The sequence below is a fragment of the Agreia sp. Leaf283 genome (genome assembly GCF_001422485.1).
Lineage (GTDB): Bacteria > Actinomycetota > Actinomycetes > Actinomycetales > Microbacteriaceae > Agreia.
The window spans coordinates 393,419-413,070 of the sequence record NZ_LMNF01000001.1 but is presented as its reverse complement, the minus strand read 5'-3'; the positions used below and the strand labels follow the sequence as shown (position 1 = coordinate 413,070).

15 protein-coding genes are annotated in these 19,652 nt (G+C 66.3%); 9 read left to right on the top strand and 6 right to left on the bottom strand.

All coding sequences use genetic code 11. From position 1 onward, the window contains the following. Positions 1-924, top strand: a complete 924-nt coding sequence (locus ASF51_RS01830; RefSeq protein ID WP_157411964.1) for a hypothetical protein — start codon at positions 1-3, stop codon at positions 922-924. Here ASF51_RS01830 and ASF51_RS01825 read toward each other — a convergent pair. Beyond that, positions 832-2,157 (bottom strand): hypothetical protein, encoded by a 1,326-nt coding sequence (locus tag ASF51_RS01825; protein WP_055924391.1) that lies wholly within the window; start codon positions 2,155-2,157, stop codon positions 832-834. The genes ASF51_RS01830 and ASF51_RS01825 overlap by 93 nt on opposite strands. Next, positions 2,154-3,671: a polysaccharide biosynthesis tyrosine autokinase gene (locus ASF51_RS01820; RefSeq protein ID WP_055924388.1), complete on the bottom strand. Its 1,518-nt coding sequence runs from the start codon at positions 3,669-3,671 to the stop codon at positions 2,154-2,156. The genes ASF51_RS01825 and ASF51_RS01820 overlap by 4 nt, the downstream gene beginning before the upstream one ends. A 156-nt stretch (positions 3,672-3,827) precedes the next feature. On the opposite strand from ASF51_RS01820, the gene ASF51_RS01815 reads away from it, so the two are divergent. The 5 genes from ASF51_RS01815 to ASF51_RS01795 are packed head-to-tail and all read left to right on the top strand — an operon-like array spanning position 3,828 to position 12,161. After that, positions 3,828-5,009, top strand: coding sequence for a glycosyltransferase (locus ASF51_RS01815; RefSeq protein ID WP_055924385.1), 1,182 nt, complete (start codon positions 3,828-3,830; stop codon positions 5,007-5,009). A 4-nt stretch (positions 5,010-5,013) separates the two neighbouring features. After that, positions 5,014-6,534, top strand: a complete 1,521-nt coding sequence (locus tag ASF51_RS01810; protein ID WP_162236919.1) for a lipopolysaccharide biosynthesis protein — start codon at positions 5,014-5,016, stop codon at positions 6,532-6,534. Beyond that, on the top strand, positions 6,531-7,496 hold the full coding sequence (locus ASF51_RS01805) for a glycosyltransferase family 2 protein (protein ID WP_055924379.1): 966 nt from the start codon (positions 6,531-6,533) through the stop codon (positions 7,494-7,496). The genes ASF51_RS01810 and ASF51_RS01805 overlap by 4 nt, the downstream gene beginning before the upstream one ends. Before the next feature lie 3 nt (positions 7,497-7,499). After that, positions 7,500-10,028 carry a right-handed parallel beta-helix repeat-containing protein gene (locus tag ASF51_RS01800; protein ID WP_055924376.1) on the top strand — a complete coding sequence of 843 codons (2,529 nt, stop codon included), beginning with the start codon at positions 7,500-7,502 and terminating at the stop codon, positions 10,026-10,028. 27 nt (positions 10,029-10,055) lie between these two features. Then, positions 10,056-12,161, top strand: a complete 2,106-nt coding sequence (locus ASF51_RS01795; RefSeq protein WP_055924373.1) for an acyltransferase family protein — start codon at positions 10,056-10,058, stop codon at positions 12,159-12,161. Here the strand turns inward: ASF51_RS01795 and ASF51_RS01790 are convergent. From ASF51_RS01790 to ASF51_RS01775, 4 genes are all read right to left on the bottom strand, one after another. Continuing rightward, positions 12,158-12,685, bottom strand: coding sequence for a TIR domain-containing protein (locus ASF51_RS01790; RefSeq protein WP_055924370.1), 528 nt, complete (start codon positions 12,683-12,685; stop codon positions 12,158-12,160). The genes ASF51_RS01795 and ASF51_RS01790 overlap by 4 nt on opposite strands. A gap of 131 nt (positions 12,686-12,816) precedes the next feature. After that, positions 12,817-13,593: a CDP-alcohol phosphatidyltransferase family protein gene (locus ASF51_RS01785; protein ID WP_055924367.1), complete on the bottom strand. Its 777-nt coding sequence runs from the start codon at positions 13,591-13,593 to the stop codon at positions 12,817-12,819. Continuing rightward, positions 13,590-14,849, bottom strand: coding sequence for a DUF1972 domain-containing protein (locus ASF51_RS01780; protein WP_082479465.1), 1,260 nt, complete (start codon positions 14,847-14,849; stop codon positions 13,590-13,592). Before ASF51_RS01780 ends, ASF51_RS01785 begins: the two co-directional genes overlap by 4 nt. Continuing rightward, positions 14,849-16,369 carry a sugar transferase gene (locus ASF51_RS01775; protein WP_055924364.1) on the bottom strand — a complete coding sequence of 507 codons (1,521 nt, stop codon included), beginning with the start codon at positions 16,367-16,369 and terminating at the stop codon, positions 14,849-14,851. The genes ASF51_RS01780 and ASF51_RS01775 overlap by 1 nt, the downstream gene beginning before the upstream one ends. Positions 16,370-16,785: 416 nt before the next feature. Here ASF51_RS01775 and ASF51_RS01770 point away from each other — a divergent pair, with 416 nt between their 5' ends. The 3 genes from ASF51_RS01770 (at position 16,786) to ASF51_RS01765 (ending at position 19,474) form a co-directional block, all read left to right on the top strand. Next, a complete protein-coding gene (locus ASF51_RS01770; RefSeq protein ID WP_082479464.1) occupies positions 16,786-17,331 on the top strand; it encodes a TIR domain-containing protein in 546 nt (181 codons plus the stop codon). A gap of 516 nt (positions 17,332-17,847) precedes the next feature. Further along, positions 17,848-18,153: a hypothetical protein gene (locus ASF51_RS18895; RefSeq protein WP_157411962.1), complete on the top strand. Its 306-nt coding sequence runs from the start codon at positions 17,848-17,850 to the stop codon at positions 18,151-18,153. A gap of 211 nt (positions 18,154-18,364) precedes the next feature. Next, positions 18,365-19,474, top strand: a complete 1,110-nt coding sequence (locus ASF51_RS01765; protein WP_157411961.1) for an acyltransferase — start codon at positions 18,365-18,367, stop codon at positions 19,472-19,474. Positions 19,475-19,652: the final 178 nt, after the last annotated feature.

The window sequence follows — 19,652 nt, the reverse complement described above, 5'->3', positions numbered from 1 at the left end:
ATGGTTGAGCTGGTAGAGAAGACGGCGGCAGCACGACGGCGAACGGATGCGCCGGGTGCGTTGCGCAGGGTGGCCCGACGCGCCCGCAAACGGTTCCGCGGCCGACGCGCCGTCTCGGAGGCGAAGATGCTCGGCCGTCGTGAGCGGCGCTCGACCGATTCGGTGCTCGGCACCGCACCGGTGGTCGTGTCGCTCACGAGCTACGGCTCGCGCATCGACACCGTCCATCTGGCCATCGAGTCCATCGCGCGCGGCTCGGTCCGCCCGGCCCGCCTGATCCTCTGGATCGACTCCGTCGATGACCTCGCCGCGCTTCCGCCGGCACTGGAGCGGCAGAAGGCGCGCGGGCTCGAGGTGCTGCTCGCGACCAACTACGGGCCTCACACCAAGTACTACCCCTATGTCGAATCGCAGACGCGGTTCACGGTGCCGATCGTCACAGCCGACGACGACATCCTCTACCCGTCCGACTGGCTGTCGGGCATCATGGCAGCGAGCTCGGCCCATCCCGATTCGATCGTGGGCTACTGGATCCGACGCATGAGCCTGGATGCCGACGGCCTGCCGACGACCTACACGTCGTGGCCCTACGCATCCGACACCCGCCCGCATGCGGCGAATGTGCCCCTGGGGGTCTCGGGCGTGCTGTACCCGACCGGGATGCTCGAGCACCTGCGCGAGAACGGCGATGCGTTCCTCTCGATCGCGCCTCACACCGACGACCTGTGGCTGCACGCGATCGCCCTGCGCTCGGGCGTGCCGGTGCGTCAGATCGCGGGCAAGCCCGTGCACTTCCTCACGCTTCCCGGAACGCAGGAGGTGACGCTGGCGTCAGAGAACCTGGCGGGCTCCGGCAACGACCGCGTGGTCGCCGGTCTCTACTCCCGGTCCGACCTCGAGAAGGTCCGCGGCGTCGGAGCGTAGCTCGGCCTTGCGGATCAGGCTCGACGCGGTGACGACGGCCAGGATCGACCAGACGAGGATGCCCGCGACCGAGCGGGTCGCCAGCGCGCTGTAGGTCATGGGAATGACGAAGGCGAGCACTCCGGCGAACTGGATGCCGCGAACGGTCGACGACGACCGGTAGCGCACCAGTAGGTAGAGCATCGAACCGAAGTACAGCACGGCGAAGACGATGCCGATGTCGATTGCGTACATCAGGATCGAGCTCTCGAGGCTGGTTCCGAGCCCGGCCGCCGAGGCGACGCGGTAGCTCGAGGAGATTCCCTGGCCGACGAGGAAGAAGTCGGGCCAGTCGCTGAGGAAGAAGCTCACGGCGAGCTCGCGCGCGTGGGTCGAACCGGTGTCGTTCTCGAGGCGGCCGAGGACTCCCGCCGCGAGGGGGGAGAACGCGGCGCTGACGATGGCGGTCGCGGTGACGAGGAGGCCCAGGGCGCGTCGCGCCGGCGTGGTCGCCGTGGCGATCACGACGTAGACGGCGGCCACGACCACGAGCGCGATGCCGAGCCGCGACTGCGAGACGAGGGCGCCGGTGACCATCAGGGCGAGCAGCGGCACCCGCAGCCACCAGTGCTTGACGCCGGCGAGCAGCGGAGTGACCACGCAGACGACGAGCGACAGGGCGAGCGGCTGGTCGAATGTCCCCATCCAGCGGTCGTAGCGGGGGTCGAACCAGTAGGTGTCGGCGAACTGAGCCGAGTAGAAGACGGTCTCTTTGAGACTCCACTGCACGATGGCGACGATGACCGAGGCGGCCGTCAACACGATCAGCGTGGTGCGGAAGCGCTGCAGGCTGCGCGTCGTGGCGCCCAGGAGGATGAGCATGAAGACGAGCAGAGGAACGACGATCTGGTCGATGAGGATGACCGTTCCTCCGCCGAAGGTGCTGTAGCGGGTGTTCACCAGGGCCACGGCGATGACGACGATGAAGATGAGAAACAGCATGACGTGATCGGCCAGCACCGCGACCAGGCGCCGGCCGTTGTAGAAGCACTGCACGCCGAATGCCGCGAGCACGAGCCACGATGCGGGGTGGAACGACAGGGAACCGTCGGCCTGGCCCGTGATCAGGTGACCTGCGATCGAGGGGACGAGAAACCAGAGCGCGGTCGCCAGCCCCACGCTGAGCATGGGGCGGTTTCGCGCGAGCACGGCGAAGACCGCGCAGAACGCGATCCAGGTCGCGAGCAGGATCACGGCTTGGCTACCGGAACCTTCTTGGTGCGGCCCGAGCCGATGCCCTTGGCCGGACGGTCTGCGCCGGCGGCCGCCGTTTCGGCTCCGTCGACCGTCTCCTTCTCGGGAGCAGAACCGGACGACTCCTGGGACGCCGTGGACACGGGCCGTTCGGAGATCAGGCCGCTCAGGGTCGTCGCCTTGTCGACGCGCCGGCCGATGCCGAGCCGCGAGAGCCAGGTCGACGACGTGGGTGACGCGTTCATCACCGTTCCGAGCATGCGCGGTGACCGGTGCGAGAGCGTCGCCATGGCATCACGCAGTTCCTGCCTCGTCGAGCGGTCGCGATTGACGACGAACAAGACGCCATCGGCCTTGTTCGCGATGACGGCGGCATCGACGTGCGGAAGCAGCGCGGGAGTGTCGAAGACGACGATGTCGAAGTCCCGAGCCAGCTCGTCGACGAACTCGGAGAATCGTCGCGACGTCAGCAGCTCGGCGGGTTTGCCGTCGGCCGATCCGCTGTGGATGATCGAGAGCAGGGGCACGCCGGTGTCGCTGATGGCGTCATCGACCAACGCCCGGCCGGAGAGAACATCGGTCAGCCCGGGCTTGCCGGAGACTCCGAAGGCCTGGCCGAGCGAGGGGCTTCTCAGGTCGGCGTCGACGAGGATGACGCGGCGATCGAGTGAGGCGAGCACCGAGGCGAGGCTCGAGGCGATCAACGTGCGCCCGTCGCCCGATCCGGCGCTGGTGACCTGGATGACGCGGGTCTCCGGGGTGGGGAGGACGTCGAGTCCGAGATTGGTCACGAGTCGCTCGGTCGCGAGCGTCAGAGCGGCGCGGGCGTCGGCGGGGTGACGTCGGTGCAGCCGAGGCACGAATCCGACCGAGGGAAGACCGAGCACGTCGGCGAGCTCGCCGTCTGTGCCGACGGTCTTCTTGCTCGTCTTGCGCAGGATGGCGATGGCGAAGCCCAGGCCGAGACCGATGATGCCGCCGAGCGCGAGGTTCAGGTTGACGCGCGGGGTGATCGCCTTCTCGGTGAGGGTGGGGCCCGAGACGACGTTGAGCTTCACGTTGGCCGCGTCGGCGTTGCCTCGGTTGTCGAGTTCGGCGACCAGTCCGCCGAAGTCCTCGGCGATCGCGTTGGCGATGTCGAAGGACCTCTCCTTGTCGGTGTCGTGCACCTCGACACCCAGCAGCACGGTCTCGGGATCGGAATAGGCCGAGACCATCGAGGTGAGCTGGCTGACGCTGAGGTCGACGCCGCTCGAGTCGATGACCTTGTTGATCATGGCCTCGCTCGTCATGAGCTGCACGTAGGAGTTGATGCGCCTCTGGGCGAACTCGTCGGCCTGCAGGGGCGTCTCGCCGACCTCGCTCTGGGTCGAGACGAAGAACTTGACGTTGCTCGAGTACACCGGTCTGCTGACCGAGTTGTACGCCGTCGCCAGTCCGAGCCCGGCTACAAGGGTGATCACGATGATCCACCATCCTGTAGCGATCGCTCGCAGGTATACCTGCAGTGCCATAAGAACTCCCCGAGATCCGCGCGAAAAAAGTGGTGCCCCATTCAGCGGATCGTGACCAAAGCTTTGGTGCTGAGAGGGGCTCCCTACTATTATGTGAGGAATACTCGCATTTAACCACCCCTTGTTCGCGGCACAAATCATTTTCGGAGGTTCGGCATGGCACAGCCACGCATTCTCGTCGTGCATCCGAGCGCCGAGCTCTACGGCTCCGACCGGGTGCTGCTCGAGAGCGTGGCCGGCTTCCTCGATCATGGGGCGCACGTCGACGTCGTGCTCGCATCGGACGGCCCGCTGAGGGCACAGATCGAGGAGCGCGGCGCATCCGTGACGATCGAGTCGATGCCGGTGCTGCGCAAATCCATGCTCCGCCCCCGGGCACTGCCGGGCTTTCTCGCGGCCCACGTCTCGGGTCTCGTGCGCGGCGTGCGCCTCGTTCGCCGCCTCAGGCCGTCGGTGGTCTACGTCAGCACACTCACCATTCCGCTCTGGAACGCGGTGGCCAGAGTCGCGGGTGTTCCGTTGGTCGTGCACGTGCACGAGGCCGAGCGCAGCGCCGGCCGGATGCTTCGGGCCGGGCTCGTCGCGCCGCTGCGGCTGGCCTCGCTCATCGTCTTCAACAGCCGCTACGCACAGACCACCGTCGAGATGGACTATCCCCGCGCCGCGAGAAAGTCGCGCGTCGTCTACAACGGCGTTGTGGGTCCTGCCTCGACGACGACGGCGAGACCGTCGCTCGACGGCGAGCTGCGGCTCGTCTACGTGGGCAGGCTCTCGCCCCGTAAGGGCCCGGATGTTCTCATCGAGGCCATCGCCAGGGCTCGGCATTCGCAGATGATCACCCTCACGCTCGTCGGTGCGGTCTTCGCGGGATACGAATGGTTCGAAGAGCAGCTGCGGGCGCGAATCGACGAACTCGGGCTGACGCCGCGGGTGCGGCTCGTGGGCTTCCAGCCCAGCGGCTATCCCTATCTCGCCGAATCCGACGTGGCCGTCGTGCCGTCGACCGTCGACGAACCGTTCGGCAACACCGCGGTGGAGGCCATGCTGGCCGCACGTCCTGCCATCGTCAGCGACACGTCCGGGCTGCGCGAGGCCGGCGCGGGCTATGACTCGGTGGTCTTCGTGAGCCCCGCCGACGCCGGTGCCCTGGCCGATGCCATCGATCACACCGTCGACGAATGGGCGACCCTCGCCGAACGGGCGAGCACCGATGCGCTCCGGGCAGAGGAGCGTCACGCCCTCTCGGCCTATCACGCCCAGATCTGGGCGGCCGTGCAGCGTTTCGTGCCGGCAGCCGCTCCCCGAGAACGCGGCCTCGCCGTCGTGGCTGAAGAGTAGAGCGATGACCACGGGGGAGTCGAGGGGAGCACGCACACCGAGCGTGGCCCATGGGGTGCGCTGGTCGGGCATCGCCGTGATCGCGCGGCAGCTGGTGCAGGTGCTGAGCGCGGTGCTCATCGCGCGCATCATCGGTCCGTCGAGCTACGGAATCATCAGCGCAGCGATGATCTACGTGACCCTCACCTCACTGATTCTCGACCAGGGGCTCTCGGCGGCCCTCATCCAACGCCCGAAACTCAGCGACCGGGCGCCCGGCGCGGTCGCCACCGTGAACATCCTGCTCGCGGTGCTGATCGCCGGCGTGACCTGGTTCACGGCACCCCTGCTCGCGGCATTCTTCAGCACCCCCGAGCTGGTGCCCGTGTTCCAGGTGCTCGCCGTGCTGCTGCCCCTGAAGGCGATCGCGATCGTGCCGCGGGCCATGCTGTCTCGCGGGCAGCTCTTCAAGGGCATCGCCCTCGCCGACGTGGCGGGCGGAGTCGCGGGCGCGGCAACCGGCGTCATGGCGGCGATGCTCGGTGCCGACTTCTTCTCGCTGATCTACCAGGTGGGCGTCACCGACGCGATCGTGGCCGTCATGATGCTCGTCTTCTCTCGCGGACCCGTGCCCAACTTCGCCTTCGGCCAGGTCAAGAACCTCATGTCGTTCAGCGTGAAGGTCTTTCTCACGAACTGCATCGCCTACTTCTCGCGCAACGTCGACGGCATCCTGGTGGGCCGGGTGCTCGGCGTCACCTCGCTCGCCATGTACGGCATGGCCTACCGGGTGCTCTCCCTGCCCGTGCAGTTCGTGGGCCAGACCGTGAACCGTGTGCTCTTTCCCGTGTTCTCACGCAACACCGACGACCGGGCCAAAGTGGCCTCGCAACTCACCGGCGCCACCGAGACGCTGGCGCTCGCGGTCGTTCCCGTGATGGTGTTCATCTCCTGCGCGGCGCCCGAGCTCGTGCACCTGGTGCTCGGACCCGAGTGGTTGCCCGCCGCGGCACTGATCTCGGTCTTCGCACTCGGCGGCGCCCGCGAGACCATCTTCTACATCACGCCCGCCTTGATGAAGGCCTTCGGCCGCACGACCCTGCTGCTCAACTACGAGTTCCTGGCCACGGGGCTGCAGGTCGCGGGCATCATCATCGGTCTTCAGTTCGGCGTCTTCGGCGTAGCGGTCGGCTACACGGCCGTGGGCTTCCTTCTCGTGCCCGTGCTCTTCGCCATCCAGGCCCGCATCTCCGGCGTGCGCGTGCGCAGCCAGCTGGCCGCGATCCTGCCCGCCGTGCACGCGAGTGTCTGGGGTGCGGCGGCCTACCTGGCCGTCGGCCTGCTCGAGCTTCCCTTCATCGCCCACCTCGCCGTGGGCGGCGCCGCGTATCTCGCTCTGGCGCTCGCGGTGCTGCTGCTCGTGCACCGCAGGATCACCCTGCGTTTCCTCGGCCGTGCCGGCGAGATCCTGGGGTCGCGTCGTCGCGCCCCGGGTCCGCGCCGCGTCGGCAACCCACCCGTTCCCACCGAAGAGGTCGTCCGATGACAGATCCAGCTCGCGAACCGTCGCTCACCATCGCGGTTCTCACCTACAAGCGCGTCGAGCAGCTCGTGCCGCTCATCCACATCCTGCGCGCGCAGGCCGACACGATCGACGGCACCGCCTCGATCCTCGTCGTCGACAACGATCCGGATGCGTCGGCCCGGCGGCCCGCATCCGGTGCCCTTCGTGGGGTCGGGCGCTATGTGCACGAGCCCACCCCGGGCATCGCCGCCGCGCGCAACCGCGCGCTGCGCGAGGCGACGGAGTCGTCACTGCTCGTCTTCATCGACGACGACGAGATCCCCGAGGAGGGATGGCTGCAGCAGCTCTTCGACGAGTACCTGCGTTCCTGGCCTGTTGCCGTCGTCGGCCCTGTCGTATCGAGCTACGAGAAGCAGCCCGAGCCGTGGATCGAAGCAGGCAAGTTCTTCAACCGCCGCAGGCTGGCATCGGGCACCCGGGTGGAGGTCGCGGCCACGAACAACCTGCTGCTCGACCTCGACTGGTTGCGGCGCAAGGGCATCGAGTTCGACGACGAGTTCGGTCTCTCGGGCGGCAGCGACACTCTCTTCTCGCGGCAGATCACGGCGGCGGGCGGCGAGATCGTCTGGTGCGACGAGGCCGTGGTGCGCGACATCGTACCTGCGTCGCGCAGCAACAGGGAATGGGTTCTGCAGCGGGCCTACCGTAGCGGAAACTCATGGAGCAGGTCGTCGCTCGCTCTCGAGCCGAGTGTTGTCGGACGCGCAAGGGTGCGTACCGTGCTCGTGGCTCGTGGATCGGTTCGCTATGTCGGAGGAACCGTCCGCGAGGTCATGGGACGAGTCGCCGGTCGTATCGGCGCCGAAGCGCAAGGCATGAGAACGCGTCGACGGGGAGCCGGCATGATCGCGGGCGCCATCGGCCGCGTGTATTCCGAGTACTCACGCCCGCACATCGTCGACCCGAAGACAGAGAAGGTCTAGCCTGTGAGCCCGAAAACACCCCTCATCGCCCTCGTCGCACTCGCGCTCGTGTTCAGCGGAACACCCGCAGCGAGTGCCGCGACGCCCACGGCCACGGATCCGTGGCAGACCGACAAGGTGGTGGCGACGGATGATTTCGGGCGGGCCGATCAGGCCGGCTGGGGTTCCGCGGCCACGGGCGGCGCGTACCAGCTCTCGAGCGCGCCGTCGTTCTCGGTCGCGTCGAAGAAGGGACTGGTCGTCGTTCCCGCAGCCGCCACGTCACGGTCGGCGAACCTCTCCGCCCAGAGCGTGCGTGACGCGGTCGTCACGACGCAGTTCTCGGTGCCGTCCATTCCGAAGGCGGGTGGTGGCCTGCGCGTCGCGATCTACGAACGCCAGGTGGGCGTCACCGCCTACCGGGCGACAGCGACCATCGCGCCCGATGGCAGCGTCCAGCTGGCCATCGGTCGTATCGACGACAACTCGGGAAAGGTGTTCGCACTCGGAGGCGCGACCATTCCCGTGTCGGCCGCGGGTGCTGCCAGCCTGACCCTGCAGCTGCGCATCGTGGGCGACGCGTCGGTCGAGTTGAGCGCGCGACTCTTCAAGACGGGCTCGGCGGTTCCCGACTGGGCGGTCACGGCCACCGACAGGAGCGAGCAGCGCATCGCCGCGCCCGGCGTTCCCGGAATCTGGGTGTACACGGCGAATGGCTCGTCGGCTGCCACCGTCGCCTACGAGAAGATCGCCGTCGAGACGGTCAAGATGACCTTCGCGCCGGTTCCTGCGCCGGCTCCCGCTCCCATCCCTGCTCCGGATCCGGCCCCAGCGCCTGCACCCGCGCCGGCTCCCGCCCCTGCTCCCAGCGTCGGTGTGCTGACAGCCGGCTCGGCTGCCGTCGGAACGACCACGTACCCGGTGCCCTCCGGTGCGGTGTTCGTGGCGGCATCCGGTGGCTCCGACAGCAATGCGGGCAGCCAGGCCAAGCCGTACAAGACGCTCACCAAGGCCCTCGCCATGGCCCCGGCGGGCTCCACCATCGTGCTTCGCGGCGGCACCTACCACGAGGCCGTGGTGATTCAGCAGAACAAGCCCGTCACCATCCAGAGCTACCCCAACGAGGCCGTCTGGCTCGACGGCAGCGCGCCCGTGACGGGGTTCACCCGCAGCGGATCGACGTGGGTGCACTCCGGCTGGACGACGACGTTCGACCACAGCCCCACCTACAGTCGCGGCAAGCCCGACTACACCCAGAAGGGCTGGGTCTTCCTGAACCCGGACTACCCGATGGCGGCGCATCCCGACCAGGTCTTCATCGACGGCGCGGCGCAGAGGCAGGTCTCGTCTGCAGCCAAGGTCGTGCCGGGCACCTTCTATATCGATGAAGCGTCCGACAAGATGATCCTCGGCTCCGACCCGTCGGCGAAGGCCGTCAGGGCCAGCACGCTGCAGCGCGCGGTCACCATCCGGGCGCCCAAGACCGTGATCCGCGGAATCGGCCTCCGTCGCTTCGCCCCCTCGATGCCCGACATGGGTGCTCTTCGCGTCGACGACGTCGCCACCGGTGTGACCCTGCAGGATGTCACGCTGACCGACATCTCGACGATGGGAATGAGCGCTGTCGCCTCGGGCCTCACCCTCACCCGCGTGACGTCGTCGAACAACGGTTTCATCGGCATACAGGTCACCTACGCCGACGGCATGAAGGCGTCGTCGGTGCTGGTGTCGGACAACAACACCGAGAACTTCAACTACACACCGGCCGCCGGCGGCTTCAAGGTGGTGCGGTCGCGCAACGTGTCGGTCGACTCCAGCGTCATTCGCGACAACAAGGGCACGGGGCTCTGGTTCGACGAGTCGGTCTACGACGCGACGGTCACGAACAGCACGATCACGGGCAACTACCACCACGGCCTGATGATCGAGCTGAGCGAGAAGGCCGTCGTGGCGAACAACTTCATCGCGAGAAATGCCCAGGCCGGTGTCAAGTTCTACAGCAGCGGCGGTGGGCAGATCTGGAACAACACGCTCATCGACAACAAGCGCAACATCGACCTGACGCAGGACACGAGGGTGGCCAGCAACGTGAATGCTGCGGGCCACGATCCTCGCCGGCCCCTGCCCGACCCGACGGTTCCCTGGCTGGTGAAGAACATCACGGTGGCCAACAACGTGATCGGGCGTCCCATCGTGGGCACGGACTGCCTGCTCTGCGCGCAGGACAACCTGCAGAAGAGCACGGGTGCACAGCTGAACATCGTCGTGACAGGCAATCTGTTCCAGCGCGCCCTCGTGACGACACCGAAGATCATGTTCCGGTGGCCCAATGGCGCCAGCGGCACGGTCACCTACAACTCGGTCGCCGATTTCTCTCGGGCGAGCGGCCAGAAGGGCGGCTTCGAATTCACCGGGGCCATGGATGCGACGGGTGCCGTCGATTCGGCCACCCTGACGGCTGCGAAGGCGCTCACCATCGCGCTGCCCTCGGCCGTCGCCGCCAAGGCGGGCATCTCTGCCGGCGCCGGCACCATCGGGGCATCACACCGCTAGCCGCGGCACGGTTTTTCAGGGGGATCTATGACAACGACACGAACGCAACCGACCGCGGCCGCTCCGGCGGCGCCCGAGGGCAAGCGCGCCTTCCGCACCGATGTGCAGGCGTTGCGCGCCGTGGCCGTCATGGCCGTCGTGCTCTATCACCTGTGGCCCGAGCGGCTTCCGGGCGGGTTCGTGGGTGTCGACATCTTCTTCGTCATCTCCGGATTCCTGATCACCCAGCACCTGATGGGCGAGATCTCCCGCACAGGCCGCGTGGCGCTGGGAGCGTTCTGGGCGCGGCGCATCCGACGCCTTCTCCCTGCGGCGTTCACGGTCATCGCCGTCTCGCTCGTGCTGCTGTTCGCGATCATGCCGAGAGTGACCTGGCAGGAGAACCTGCAGCAGCTCGGGGCATCGGCGGCCTACGTCGAGAACTGGCTGCTCGGCTTCGACGCCGTCGACTACCTCGCCGCCGAGAACAGCGCCACCCTCGCGCAGCACTACTGGTCTCTGTCGGTGGAGGAGCAGTTCTACGTCGTGTGGCCGATCGTTCTGCTGGCTGCGCTGGCCGTGGCGCGACTGCTGAGGCGCGGCACGCCCAGGACCGCCGTGCGGTGGGCGCTCTTCGCGGTGTTCGTCGGCTCGCTCATCGTGTCGGTCGTGATGACCGCCCGTTCGCCCGAGCTCGCCTTCTTCGCCACCCCGACTCGGGCGTGGGAATTCGCCGCCGGCGGCCTGCTCGCGCTCTTCCCCAACGTGGTCGCCGGAGCGCGTCTCGCCTCGCTCCGGGCGGCGATGAGCTGGGTCGGCCTCGCGGTGATCGGCTACTCGGCCTTCTTCATCACGGGCTCCCTTCCGTTTCCGGGCGTCATCGCCCTGGTGCCTGTTCTGGGTGCCGTGCTCGTCATCGCCGGGGGCACGTCGTCGTTGGGCTGGTCGTCGTCGCGGGTCGCCGGCCTTCGCCCCGTGCAATGGATCGGCGACTACTCCTATTCGATCTACCTCTGGCACTGGCCGCTCATCATCGCTGCGCCGTGGCTGCTGCACGGCGCCACGAACTGGGTCGCGAAGCTCGGCATCCTCGCGCTCACCCTGGTCTTGGCGGTGCTCACGAAGAAGCTGGTCGAAGACCCGCTCCGAAGCAAGCCCGGCGTCAAGCAGCGTCGCCGCACGGCCTTCGGATTCGCCGCCGCGGGCACGGTCGTGATCGTTCTCGTCTCGGGCCTGGGATTCGTCGGGGTGCAGCGGAGCAACGACGACGCGGCCGCACGCGCGCAGGTGAGCCTGCAGCAGGATGCCTGCTTCGGCGCTCGAGCCATGGTCGCCTCGAACGGGTGCTCCGACCCGTTCGCGCGACCGGTAGACCTCGACACCGCGTTCGCGGCCAGTGACCTGGGCACCGACGAGTCATGCCAGCAGACGGCACAGGCGACCGAGGTGATCCTCTGCCGCTTCGGCGAGACCGTCGCACCGGCCAAGACGATCGTGGTCATCGGCAACTCGCACGCCCTGCGACTGGTGCCCGCGCTGCAGTATTACGGGGCATCCCGCGACTGGCAGATCATCCTGGCCGCCAAGACCGACTGCACGGGGGCGAGCACGAGCGCGGTGCCCGGGCAGTCGTCGGCCGACGCGTGCGTGGCCTGGTCGGCCGACCTGCAGCGGCAGATCCTCGCGATGCCGCAGGTCGACGGCGTGGTCTTCGCCAGCCACGCGAGCGCGCAGGACTACCTCGCCGGTGTCGGCGCCACGGTAGACGACGTGAGTGCCGCGAAGGCCGACGTCGTGCAGACCTGGTCGACGCTCGAGCAGGCCGGAATCCCCGTGATCGTCACCGAGGATGTTCCCGGCATGCGACCCGAGCCCGGGCCGGAATGCATCGCCATGTCGAGCGCCGCGGTCGATCCGTGTGCCCTGCCCCGGGCATCCGTCGTCGTGCCCAACCTGCTCACCGAGCTGGCTCAGCAGAACCCCTCGCTTGCCGACTACGTGACACTCGACCAGTACATGTGCGACAGCGAGCTCTGCCACAGCCTCGTGGGCGGTGTCATCGTCTACAGCGACTCGCACCACCTCACGGGCACGTTCTCGCGCTCTCTCGGCGACTACCTCGGCGCCGACGTCGAGGCGGCACTCGCGCGCTAGGCGGAGTCCGCGCGGGGACGGGAGCGGCGGACGCGGGCGTTCCTGCGCACGGACTCGTTGATCGCCAGAGCCACCCAGTCGCGCAGGGTGTAGCGGATGTGGGACCGGGCGAAGACGCTCGACGAGAACGGGGGGTCGTAGGTCTCGATCTGCAGCAATGACCGGCCGGACAGGCCGGATCGCGCGAACGGATCGTCTCCGGCGATGCCCTGGAGGCGGTTCTCGTCGGCCAGCTTGTCGATCCTCACGCCGATCACGGGAGTGCCGAACTCGTGCACGGCTCGGCTGATCGCGTAGATCACTCCCGGGTCGGACGCGGTGTTCTGGCCGATGAGCACCACGAGGCATTCCGCAGCGTCGATGCCCGCATCGATGCGCTCCTTCATCGGCGAATCGAGTGGCCGGTCGTCGAAGGTGATGTCGACGTTACCCGGCACGGCGCGCACGCCTTCCGCCGTCTCGGCGATCTTCTGGGCTCGAAAGCTGTCCAGCTCCGAGTCGAAGGCAAAAAAAGCGTTGTGCATTGAGATCGTTCCCCATCTGGTGAGCACAAGGGCTCCCATATAGGGGACGCATCGTTCTGACGATCATTACGCCAGAACGTTAACTTCTTTGGCACTTGCAGTCCACAGTCAGTAAACCACGGCGCCGGTACTCAGCCCAGGCGGCTCATGTCCTTGAACCACTTGACGCTGGCGAGCGCAAGGTGGGCCGCGTTGGCGACGAAGAACGCTGCGTACGCCACGAAGAACAGGGCAGGGAAGCCCAGCAGCACGAACAGCATGCAGAGGAACCCGTAGTCGGTGGGAACGAGCACGAGAGAACGCAGGCGGCTGCGGCCGTCGGCCTTCGCCGCGGGCCCCGTGACGGCGGCGGATGCCGATGCCGCGCCGTAGGCGGCCTTCAGCTGGTCGTTGAGGATCATGGCGAAGAACGACACCGCCGCCACGATGCAGTAGCCGATCGGCACGAGCAGCAGGGCATCGTTCGGCAGTTCGAAGAAGCGGTAGGCGCTGATCAGCACGGCGAGGTGAAGCGTGGAGATCTTGAGTGCATCGACGACGTGATCGAGCCACTCGCCGCTGGCCGATCCTCCGCCGCGCAGGCGGGCCACCTGCCCGTCGGCCGAGTCGAACGCGTAGCCGGCGGCCAGCAGCAGCCAGACCACGACACCGAGCCACCACACCGGAGCGACGGTCGCGATGAGCACGATCGCCGTGAAGGTGAAGGCGGCGCTGATTCCCGTGACCGCGTTGGGGGTGAGCCCCGCGCGGAACGCCCAGGCCGCCAGGTAGCGACCCACGCGGCGGTTCACGTAGATGGAGTACGGGGGAGCCCCGCGGGCAGCCTTCTTCTGGGCGGAGGCCAGACGACGCACGGTGCCGAGGTAGGTCTCCGCTGCGGGGGAGGTCTGCGTGCCGGCGGCGCTCACGAGGCCCGCTTGAGGTTGCGCAGCGGGGCGGGCTCGACGTCGTTCGCGGCGAGTCCGGCGGGGGCCAGTTCTGCGGGCGCGAGTATCGGCGACGGTTCCCAGGCGATCGAGTTGCGGTTGCGGCGGCCGAGGCCGCGGGTGCTGTAGCCGGAGTTCAGCCGTTGCGCGAGTTCCTCGTAGCCGTCGGTGACGGCATCCCAGTTGTAGCGCTCATTGGCGCGGTCCTGCAGCAGCGCGGCGGCCTTGGCCGTCGCGCGGGGCTCCGACTCCGACTTGTCGACGCGCTGGGCGAGGGCCGCGGCATCGCGGAAGAACAGGCCGTCGGTTCCGAGCACGTCGCGGTTGAAGACCACGTCATAGGCGATCACGGCCGTACCGGCGCCCATGGCGCGCAGCAGCGACGGGTTCGTGCCTCCCACGGAGTGGCCGTGGATGTAGGTGTAGGCGTGCGCGTACAGCTGGTCGAGCAGCTCCTGGTCGAAGATGCCGCCGACGAGGTGGATGCGCGGGTCGCCCGCGGCCAGACGCTCGATCTCGGTCGTGTGCGCCGCTGCGTAGGGCGCGGAGCCCACGACGACGAGGGGCAGCTCCGCGTTGCTGCGCCGGTAGCCGTCGACGATGACGTCGACGTGGTTCTCCGGCTCGAACCGGGCGACCACGAGGTGGAACTTGCCCGCGGCGAGACCGAGGTCATGCAGGCGGTTCGTGGGCGTCTCGTTGAGAATGGGGGCGCCGTACGTGATCAGTTCCGTGGGGATGTTGAACTCGTGCGTGTAGTAGTCGGCGATGCCCTGCGCGTCGGAGATGAGCGCATCCGCGTGGCGAACCGAGAACTGCTCGGCCCAGCGGTAGTAGCGGCGGCCGTTCTTGCCCCACTTGCCCCGCTTCCATTCGAGGCCGTCGACGTGCACCGCCGTGGGGATGCGCTGGAGGCGAAGCGCGGGGAGGAAGGGCGCGTTGGCTGCGTTGAAGAGGAAGGCCATATCCGGCTTCCTGACCGTGGCGAGGTGACCGACCGAGAGGGCCGTGTGGCTCAATGTCTCGATCGCCTTGGAGCGCACCGACGGCAGGTGCACCAGTTCCATGCCCAGGTAGCTGTCGCGGGGCTCGTCGCCCTCGCTACGGCGACAGTAGACGGACACCTCGTGCCCACGAGCGGCGAGGCGCTGGCCGATCTCCTCGACAGCGGTCTCGAACCCGCCGTAGGCGGCCGGAACACCTCGGGTGCCCAGCATCGCGATCCTGAGTGAATTCATCAGTATGCTCCTGTTGGTTTGGTGAGCACCTTGACAGTGCGCCACATGATGATGAGGTCTCCCGTGAGAGACCAGTTCTCGACGTAGTACAGATCGAGGCGAACGCCCTCGTCCCAGCTCAGGTCGGAGCGTCCGTTGACCTGCCACATGCCCGTGAGTCCGGGCTTGATGAACAGACGGCGGTGAACGTGGTCTTCGTAGCTCGCCACTTCGCGCACCAGGGGAGGCCGCGGGCCCACCAGGCTCATGTCTCCGACGAAGACGTTCCACAGCTGGGGCAGCTCGTCGAGCGAGAAGCGGCGCAGCACGGCGCCGACCCGGGTCACCCGCGGGTCGTTGCGCATCTTGAACAGCACGCCGGCGCCGTCGTTCTGGTCGCGCAGGCTCTCGAGTTGAACCTCGGCGTCGACGACCATCGACCTGAACTTGCGCATGCTGAAGGTCTTGCCGTTCCGGCCCACGCGTTCCTGGCGGAAGATCACGGGTCCGTTGCTGTCACGCTTGACGAGCAGTGCCAGCACGGCGAAGACGGGAAGAAGCGCGATCAGCGCGAGGCCCGAGAGGGTCACGTCGAAGGTGCGCTTCAGAGCGTGCTTGAGGCCGTCGTACTGGGGGATCTCCACGTGGATGAGGGGGAGCCCCTCGACCGGGCGGAAATGGATGCGCGGCCCCGCGATGTCGACGAGTCGCGCCGCGAGCACGAGCTCGGTGGCCGCGCCCTCGAGCTGCCAGCCGAGGCTGCGGATGAAGTCGGTGCCCTGCTGGGGCTGGCCCGCCACGATCACGGCGTCGACACCGAGGCGGCTGGCCGTCGAGGCGATGCTGTCGAGACCCGTGACGACCGGGATGTGCTGGCGCGCGGCGACGAGCTCGTTCGGGTGGCTGCCGTCGACCACCGCGCCGACGATGCGGTACGCGGCACCGGCCTTGCCGTCGATCTGCCCGATCACGTAGCTCACGTCGGCGATGTCGCCCACGACGAGGGCGCGCGAGAGAAAGTGCCCGCGCGCACGCTGACGCACCAGCCAGCGCCGCCAGAGATAGCGGCCGAAGAGCAGGCCGATCAGGCCGATCGGCAAGGCGACGATGAAGTACCCCCGAGCGACGTTGATCTGCAGAATGAGAAACGCGATGGCGGCAAGGCCGAAGGTCAGCATGCTCGCGTTGACGACGAGCCGGTATTCGGATGCGCCGGCGCCGACCACGCGCGAGTCGCGCGTTCTGAAGATGCCGATCATCGCGAACCACGACAGGGCGACGATCGCCGACACCTGCGAGTAGTCCACGGGGTAGCCGCCGACGGCGACTGTTCGCTCGTCGATACCGAAGCGCACCACCTGCGCCACCGCGATCGAGCAGAGAATGACGACGGCGTCGGTGACGCGCAGTCGTTGGCGGTAGCTGCGAGCCCACTTCGAGAGATTGGGAGCGGCGACGTCGGACTGGTCGACGCTGACACCCGGTCGAGCGAGACGGTGCGCGGTCCACGCCGTACTCAGACGGGGTGTGGTCTCGGTCATGCGCGGGCGATCCTTTCAGCGTGATGTCGCGCAGATCCGGATGAAAAGTGAACCAGAAAGATGAAAATATCTCGTCTTTTATGGAAGAGCTCCCCGCCCCGGAGATGCACGAGTGAATTAAAGATGAACTTATCTCATTTATGAATAATTCTCATATAACCCAATTCGGGGGGTTGGAATTACCCCCAATGTGGGCGCATTGTGTACCAACGTCGATTCCCAGCAGTCAGGTCGACGTCCCGCCCCGGGTTGGGGACTATCTAAATAGATGAGGAAAAGTCAAGCCCCACAGCGATTCACATCCGAAGTGGTCACTGTTGCGAATGTACAAAGGGTCCGCGTCCCGACCGGATTTCCTTGCGGCCAGAACCTGCGGCCCAGCCCCTCAACAGCTGCCCTGAGTAGAAGGAGCGCGTATGCTGAAGTTTTTTTTCATGTTCGACACCGACGGTGACCTGTCCCGTGCGCGCAAGCTGACCGCCACGGACGATGTGAAGGTGACCGCGGAGCCCCCGATCGCCGACTACGCAAACATGATCGACCAGTCCGACGACGAGATCCGCTTCTGGATCGATGCCCAGCTCGCCGCCACGTCGTGCCTCGTCGTGCTGATCGGTCAGCACACGGCCAATCAGCGCTGGGCGAAGTACGCCATTGGCAGGGCTCGCGAGCTGGAGCTGCCGATGATCGGTGTGGCCATCGACAAGCTGACCGACGACGACGGCAACCAGGGCGTCGCGGGGCCGAACCCGTTCGCGAACGCAGGCATGTCGGCGAGGACCCTCTCGGCTCTCGAGATCTACGAACCCCCGTTCACGACGTCGTCTTTCGCGCGCGCCCATATCCGCTACGGCCTCCCCGAGTGGGTGGAGGGCGCTATACGGGAGAACCGATTGCGTCGAGAGTCGCGCGTGCGTCGTCACGGGCGTGAGGCGGGCAGCGAGCGCCACGAAGCGAGCTGACGTACTCCGCATAGAAGGGTCGCCCCGGCGGATCCGCGCTTCTCGTCGGCGCAGAAGGTAACACCGCGACGTCTATGAGTCCAGCCCGCGCGGTTCGTCAGGCGATCTGTGAATGATGGTGGTGTCGTCTCGGTTCCCAAGACCGCTGCGACGGTTCGTCTTCCGCCGACACTGGGGGCGAACACCCGAAGGCTCCTGAGTTTGGCCCATGCCAGGCGCGGGGGCCTTCACATGTCTCTAGCGGTTATCGAGTAGGCCGTCCACGGCGCCGCGTCGATCGAGTAGGCCGTCCACGGCCGTGCGTCGATCGAGTAGGCCGCCTGCGGCCGTATCGAGATCCCCGTCCCGCCTCCTCACCCAGTGCCACCAAAAATGGGGCCCAGATTTTCCCGACGCGTCACCTTCGATCGGGCTACCCTCAGTGGTGGGGGCAGCGTCGTCTGACAGCATCAGGCGTCGCCGGCGTCTCACGGGTGTCAGAGGCACGAAGCTGGTCCACGATCGGGGGATCACATCGTGGCAACAGAAGACAACGCAGAGAACGACATTCCGTTCAAAGTCCTGCAGATATTCAAGGATGAAAAGGCTCGGCCTAAAGTCGTGCGCACCTATGACGTAAATATCGGATGGCTCGCCGAGTCCCGTTCGCCCGTGATCACATGGCGAACGGTGGACGAGCTTATAGAAGGTGGTAAGACGTCGGCGGAGTTGAAATGGCGATCAAAGAGGCACCAGGTCTCTCTTCTCGACTTGCGTCCGAAGAAGTCAATCGCCCCTCGTGTTCCTCGCGCTGAATCACGTGCGCTACCTCCGCAGCGCTGAATGAGCGTGCCGTATTCAAATGCCGCTATGAGGTTCACATTCGAATTCGTCTGCCTTAGTGCGTGCTGCCGGGTAATCGCATGCGCGTGGCGGCCTGTCCCAGAGCCTCATCCGTAGGATGTCTTGATCGACGACGGTGGTTGCCATATCGTTCGAGCGCGACTTCATCACCCGTCCCTCGTCGAAACATGAATCAGATACGATCCGCTCCATGGGGGAAAACTACAACGCACGACCAGTTTTGAAAACTCTGACAGGGCTGCGGTTCGTTGCTGCTTTCGTTGTCGTCGGTTACCACTTGTCCAGGTATTTGTTGCCGGAGATCCAGCCATTTGCGGGTTTGGGATATGTGGGAGTCACTTTCTTCTTCGTCCTCAGCGGCTTCCTGCTCACGTGGTCGTTCAAGCAAGGAGATGCCAAGCGTCGGTTCTATTGGAAGCGGTTCGCCCGCATCTACCCACTGTTCCTGCTGACAACGATCCTGGCAGGGGCGCTCATCCTTGCGAGGGGCCAGACGCTTCCACTGATCAAGCTGCCTCCGGTGCTGTTGATGATTCAGTCGTGGATACCTCCAGGCGACTGGCATTACGCATACAACGGCGTCTCTTGGTCCTTGTCCGATGAGGCTTTCTTCTACCTGCTGTTTCCGCTCGTCGTTCCGCTGATTCTGCGTCAGTCGTTGTCGACTTTGGCGCGGCTCTCGGCCATTCTCATCGTGCTGATGGTCGCCGTAGCGGTTGCTGTCATCGCGATATTGCCCGAGCAAACGTGGGGTGCCCTGCTCTACGTCAATCCCGCATATCGCTTTGGCGAGTTCCTTCTTGGTGTTATTGCCGGATGTGCTTTCGCGCGTGGCTGGCGACCACAATTTGGTTTCCCGGTGGGTGCAGCTATTGCCGTTGTCTGCCTGATTATTGATTACGCTGTGGCACTGCTCGTCTTCCCTCGGGTGCTCGACATGCCCTTCGCAATTGGTGACCTCATCATTCTTCCCGGGGTCGTTGCGATTGTTATCGGCGCAGCGTCCACCGACGTCGCCGGCAAACGGACTTGGCTCGCGTCCAAACCTTTTGTGAAGCTCGGAGAGTGGTCTTTTGCCCTCTATTTGATCCACGAGCTTGTTATAAAGCTGATAGTGCATCTTCTGCCAGGAGAGGACCTTGGGGCTAGGTTGATCGGCGCGATCGTGGCGATAGCTGCCTCACTTGCTCTGGCAGGCTTGCTCTATACGTTCTTCGAGCGTCCTGTGGAGAAGAAACTTCGGGGCTTGGTCGGCTCCGGTCCGCGTCAGGCGATGAAAGTCGAGAGGCAGAAACGCTAGGCGCGCAACGCGCGTGAAATCGACCCGTCGTCGCCTCCACCGCTCGCATCATGATGCTGCGTTGAGCTCCGAGAAATTTGCGCGGCCCTAGCGGCACCGCCCTGGTTCGACCGCCCGCGTTCGCGGTCAATGAGTTTGTTAGATAGACCTCAACCTGAGCGGGTCGTCCATCGACAGA

Coding starts and splice junctions, on each gene's coding strand:
- ASF51_RS01830 (WP_157411964.1), top strand. CDS start 1: ATGGTTGAGCTGGTAGAGAAGACGGCGGCAGCACGACGGCGAACGGAT.
- ASF51_RS01820 (WP_055924388.1), bottom strand. CDS start 3,671: ATGGCACTGCAGGTATACCTGCGAGCGATCGCTACAGGATGGTGGATC.
- ASF51_RS01815 (WP_055924385.1), top strand. CDS start 3,828: ATGGCACAGCCACGCATTCTCGTCGTGCATCCGAGCGCCGAGCTCTAC.
- ASF51_RS01810 (WP_162236919.1), top strand. CDS start 5,014: ATGACCACGGGGGAGTCGAGGGGAGCACGCACACCGAGCGTGGCCCAT.
- ASF51_RS01805 (WP_055924379.1), top strand. CDS start 6,531: ATGACAGATCCAGCTCGCGAACCGTCGCTCACCATCGCGGTTCTCACC.
- ASF51_RS01795 (WP_055924373.1), top strand. CDS start 10,056: ATGACAACGACACGAACGCAACCGACCGCGGCCGCTCCGGCGGCGCCC.
- ASF51_RS01790 (WP_055924370.1), bottom strand. CDS start 12,685: ATGCACAACGCTTTTTTTGCCTTCGACTCGGAGCTGGACAGCTTTCGA.
- ASF51_RS01780 (WP_082479465.1), bottom strand. CDS start 14,849: ATGAATTCACTCAGGATCGCGATGCTGGGCACCCGAGGTGTTCCGGCC.
- ASF51_RS01775 (WP_055924364.1), bottom strand. CDS start 16,369: ATGACCGAGACCACACCCCGTCTGAGTACGGCGTGGACCGCGCACCGT.
- ASF51_RS01770 (WP_082479464.1), top strand. CDS start 16,786: ATGCTGAAGTTTTTTTTCATGTTCGACACCGACGGTGACCTGTCCCGT.
- ASF51_RS01765 (WP_157411961.1), top strand. CDS start 18,365: ATGGGGGAAAACTACAACGCACGACCAGTTTTGAAAACTCTGACAGGG.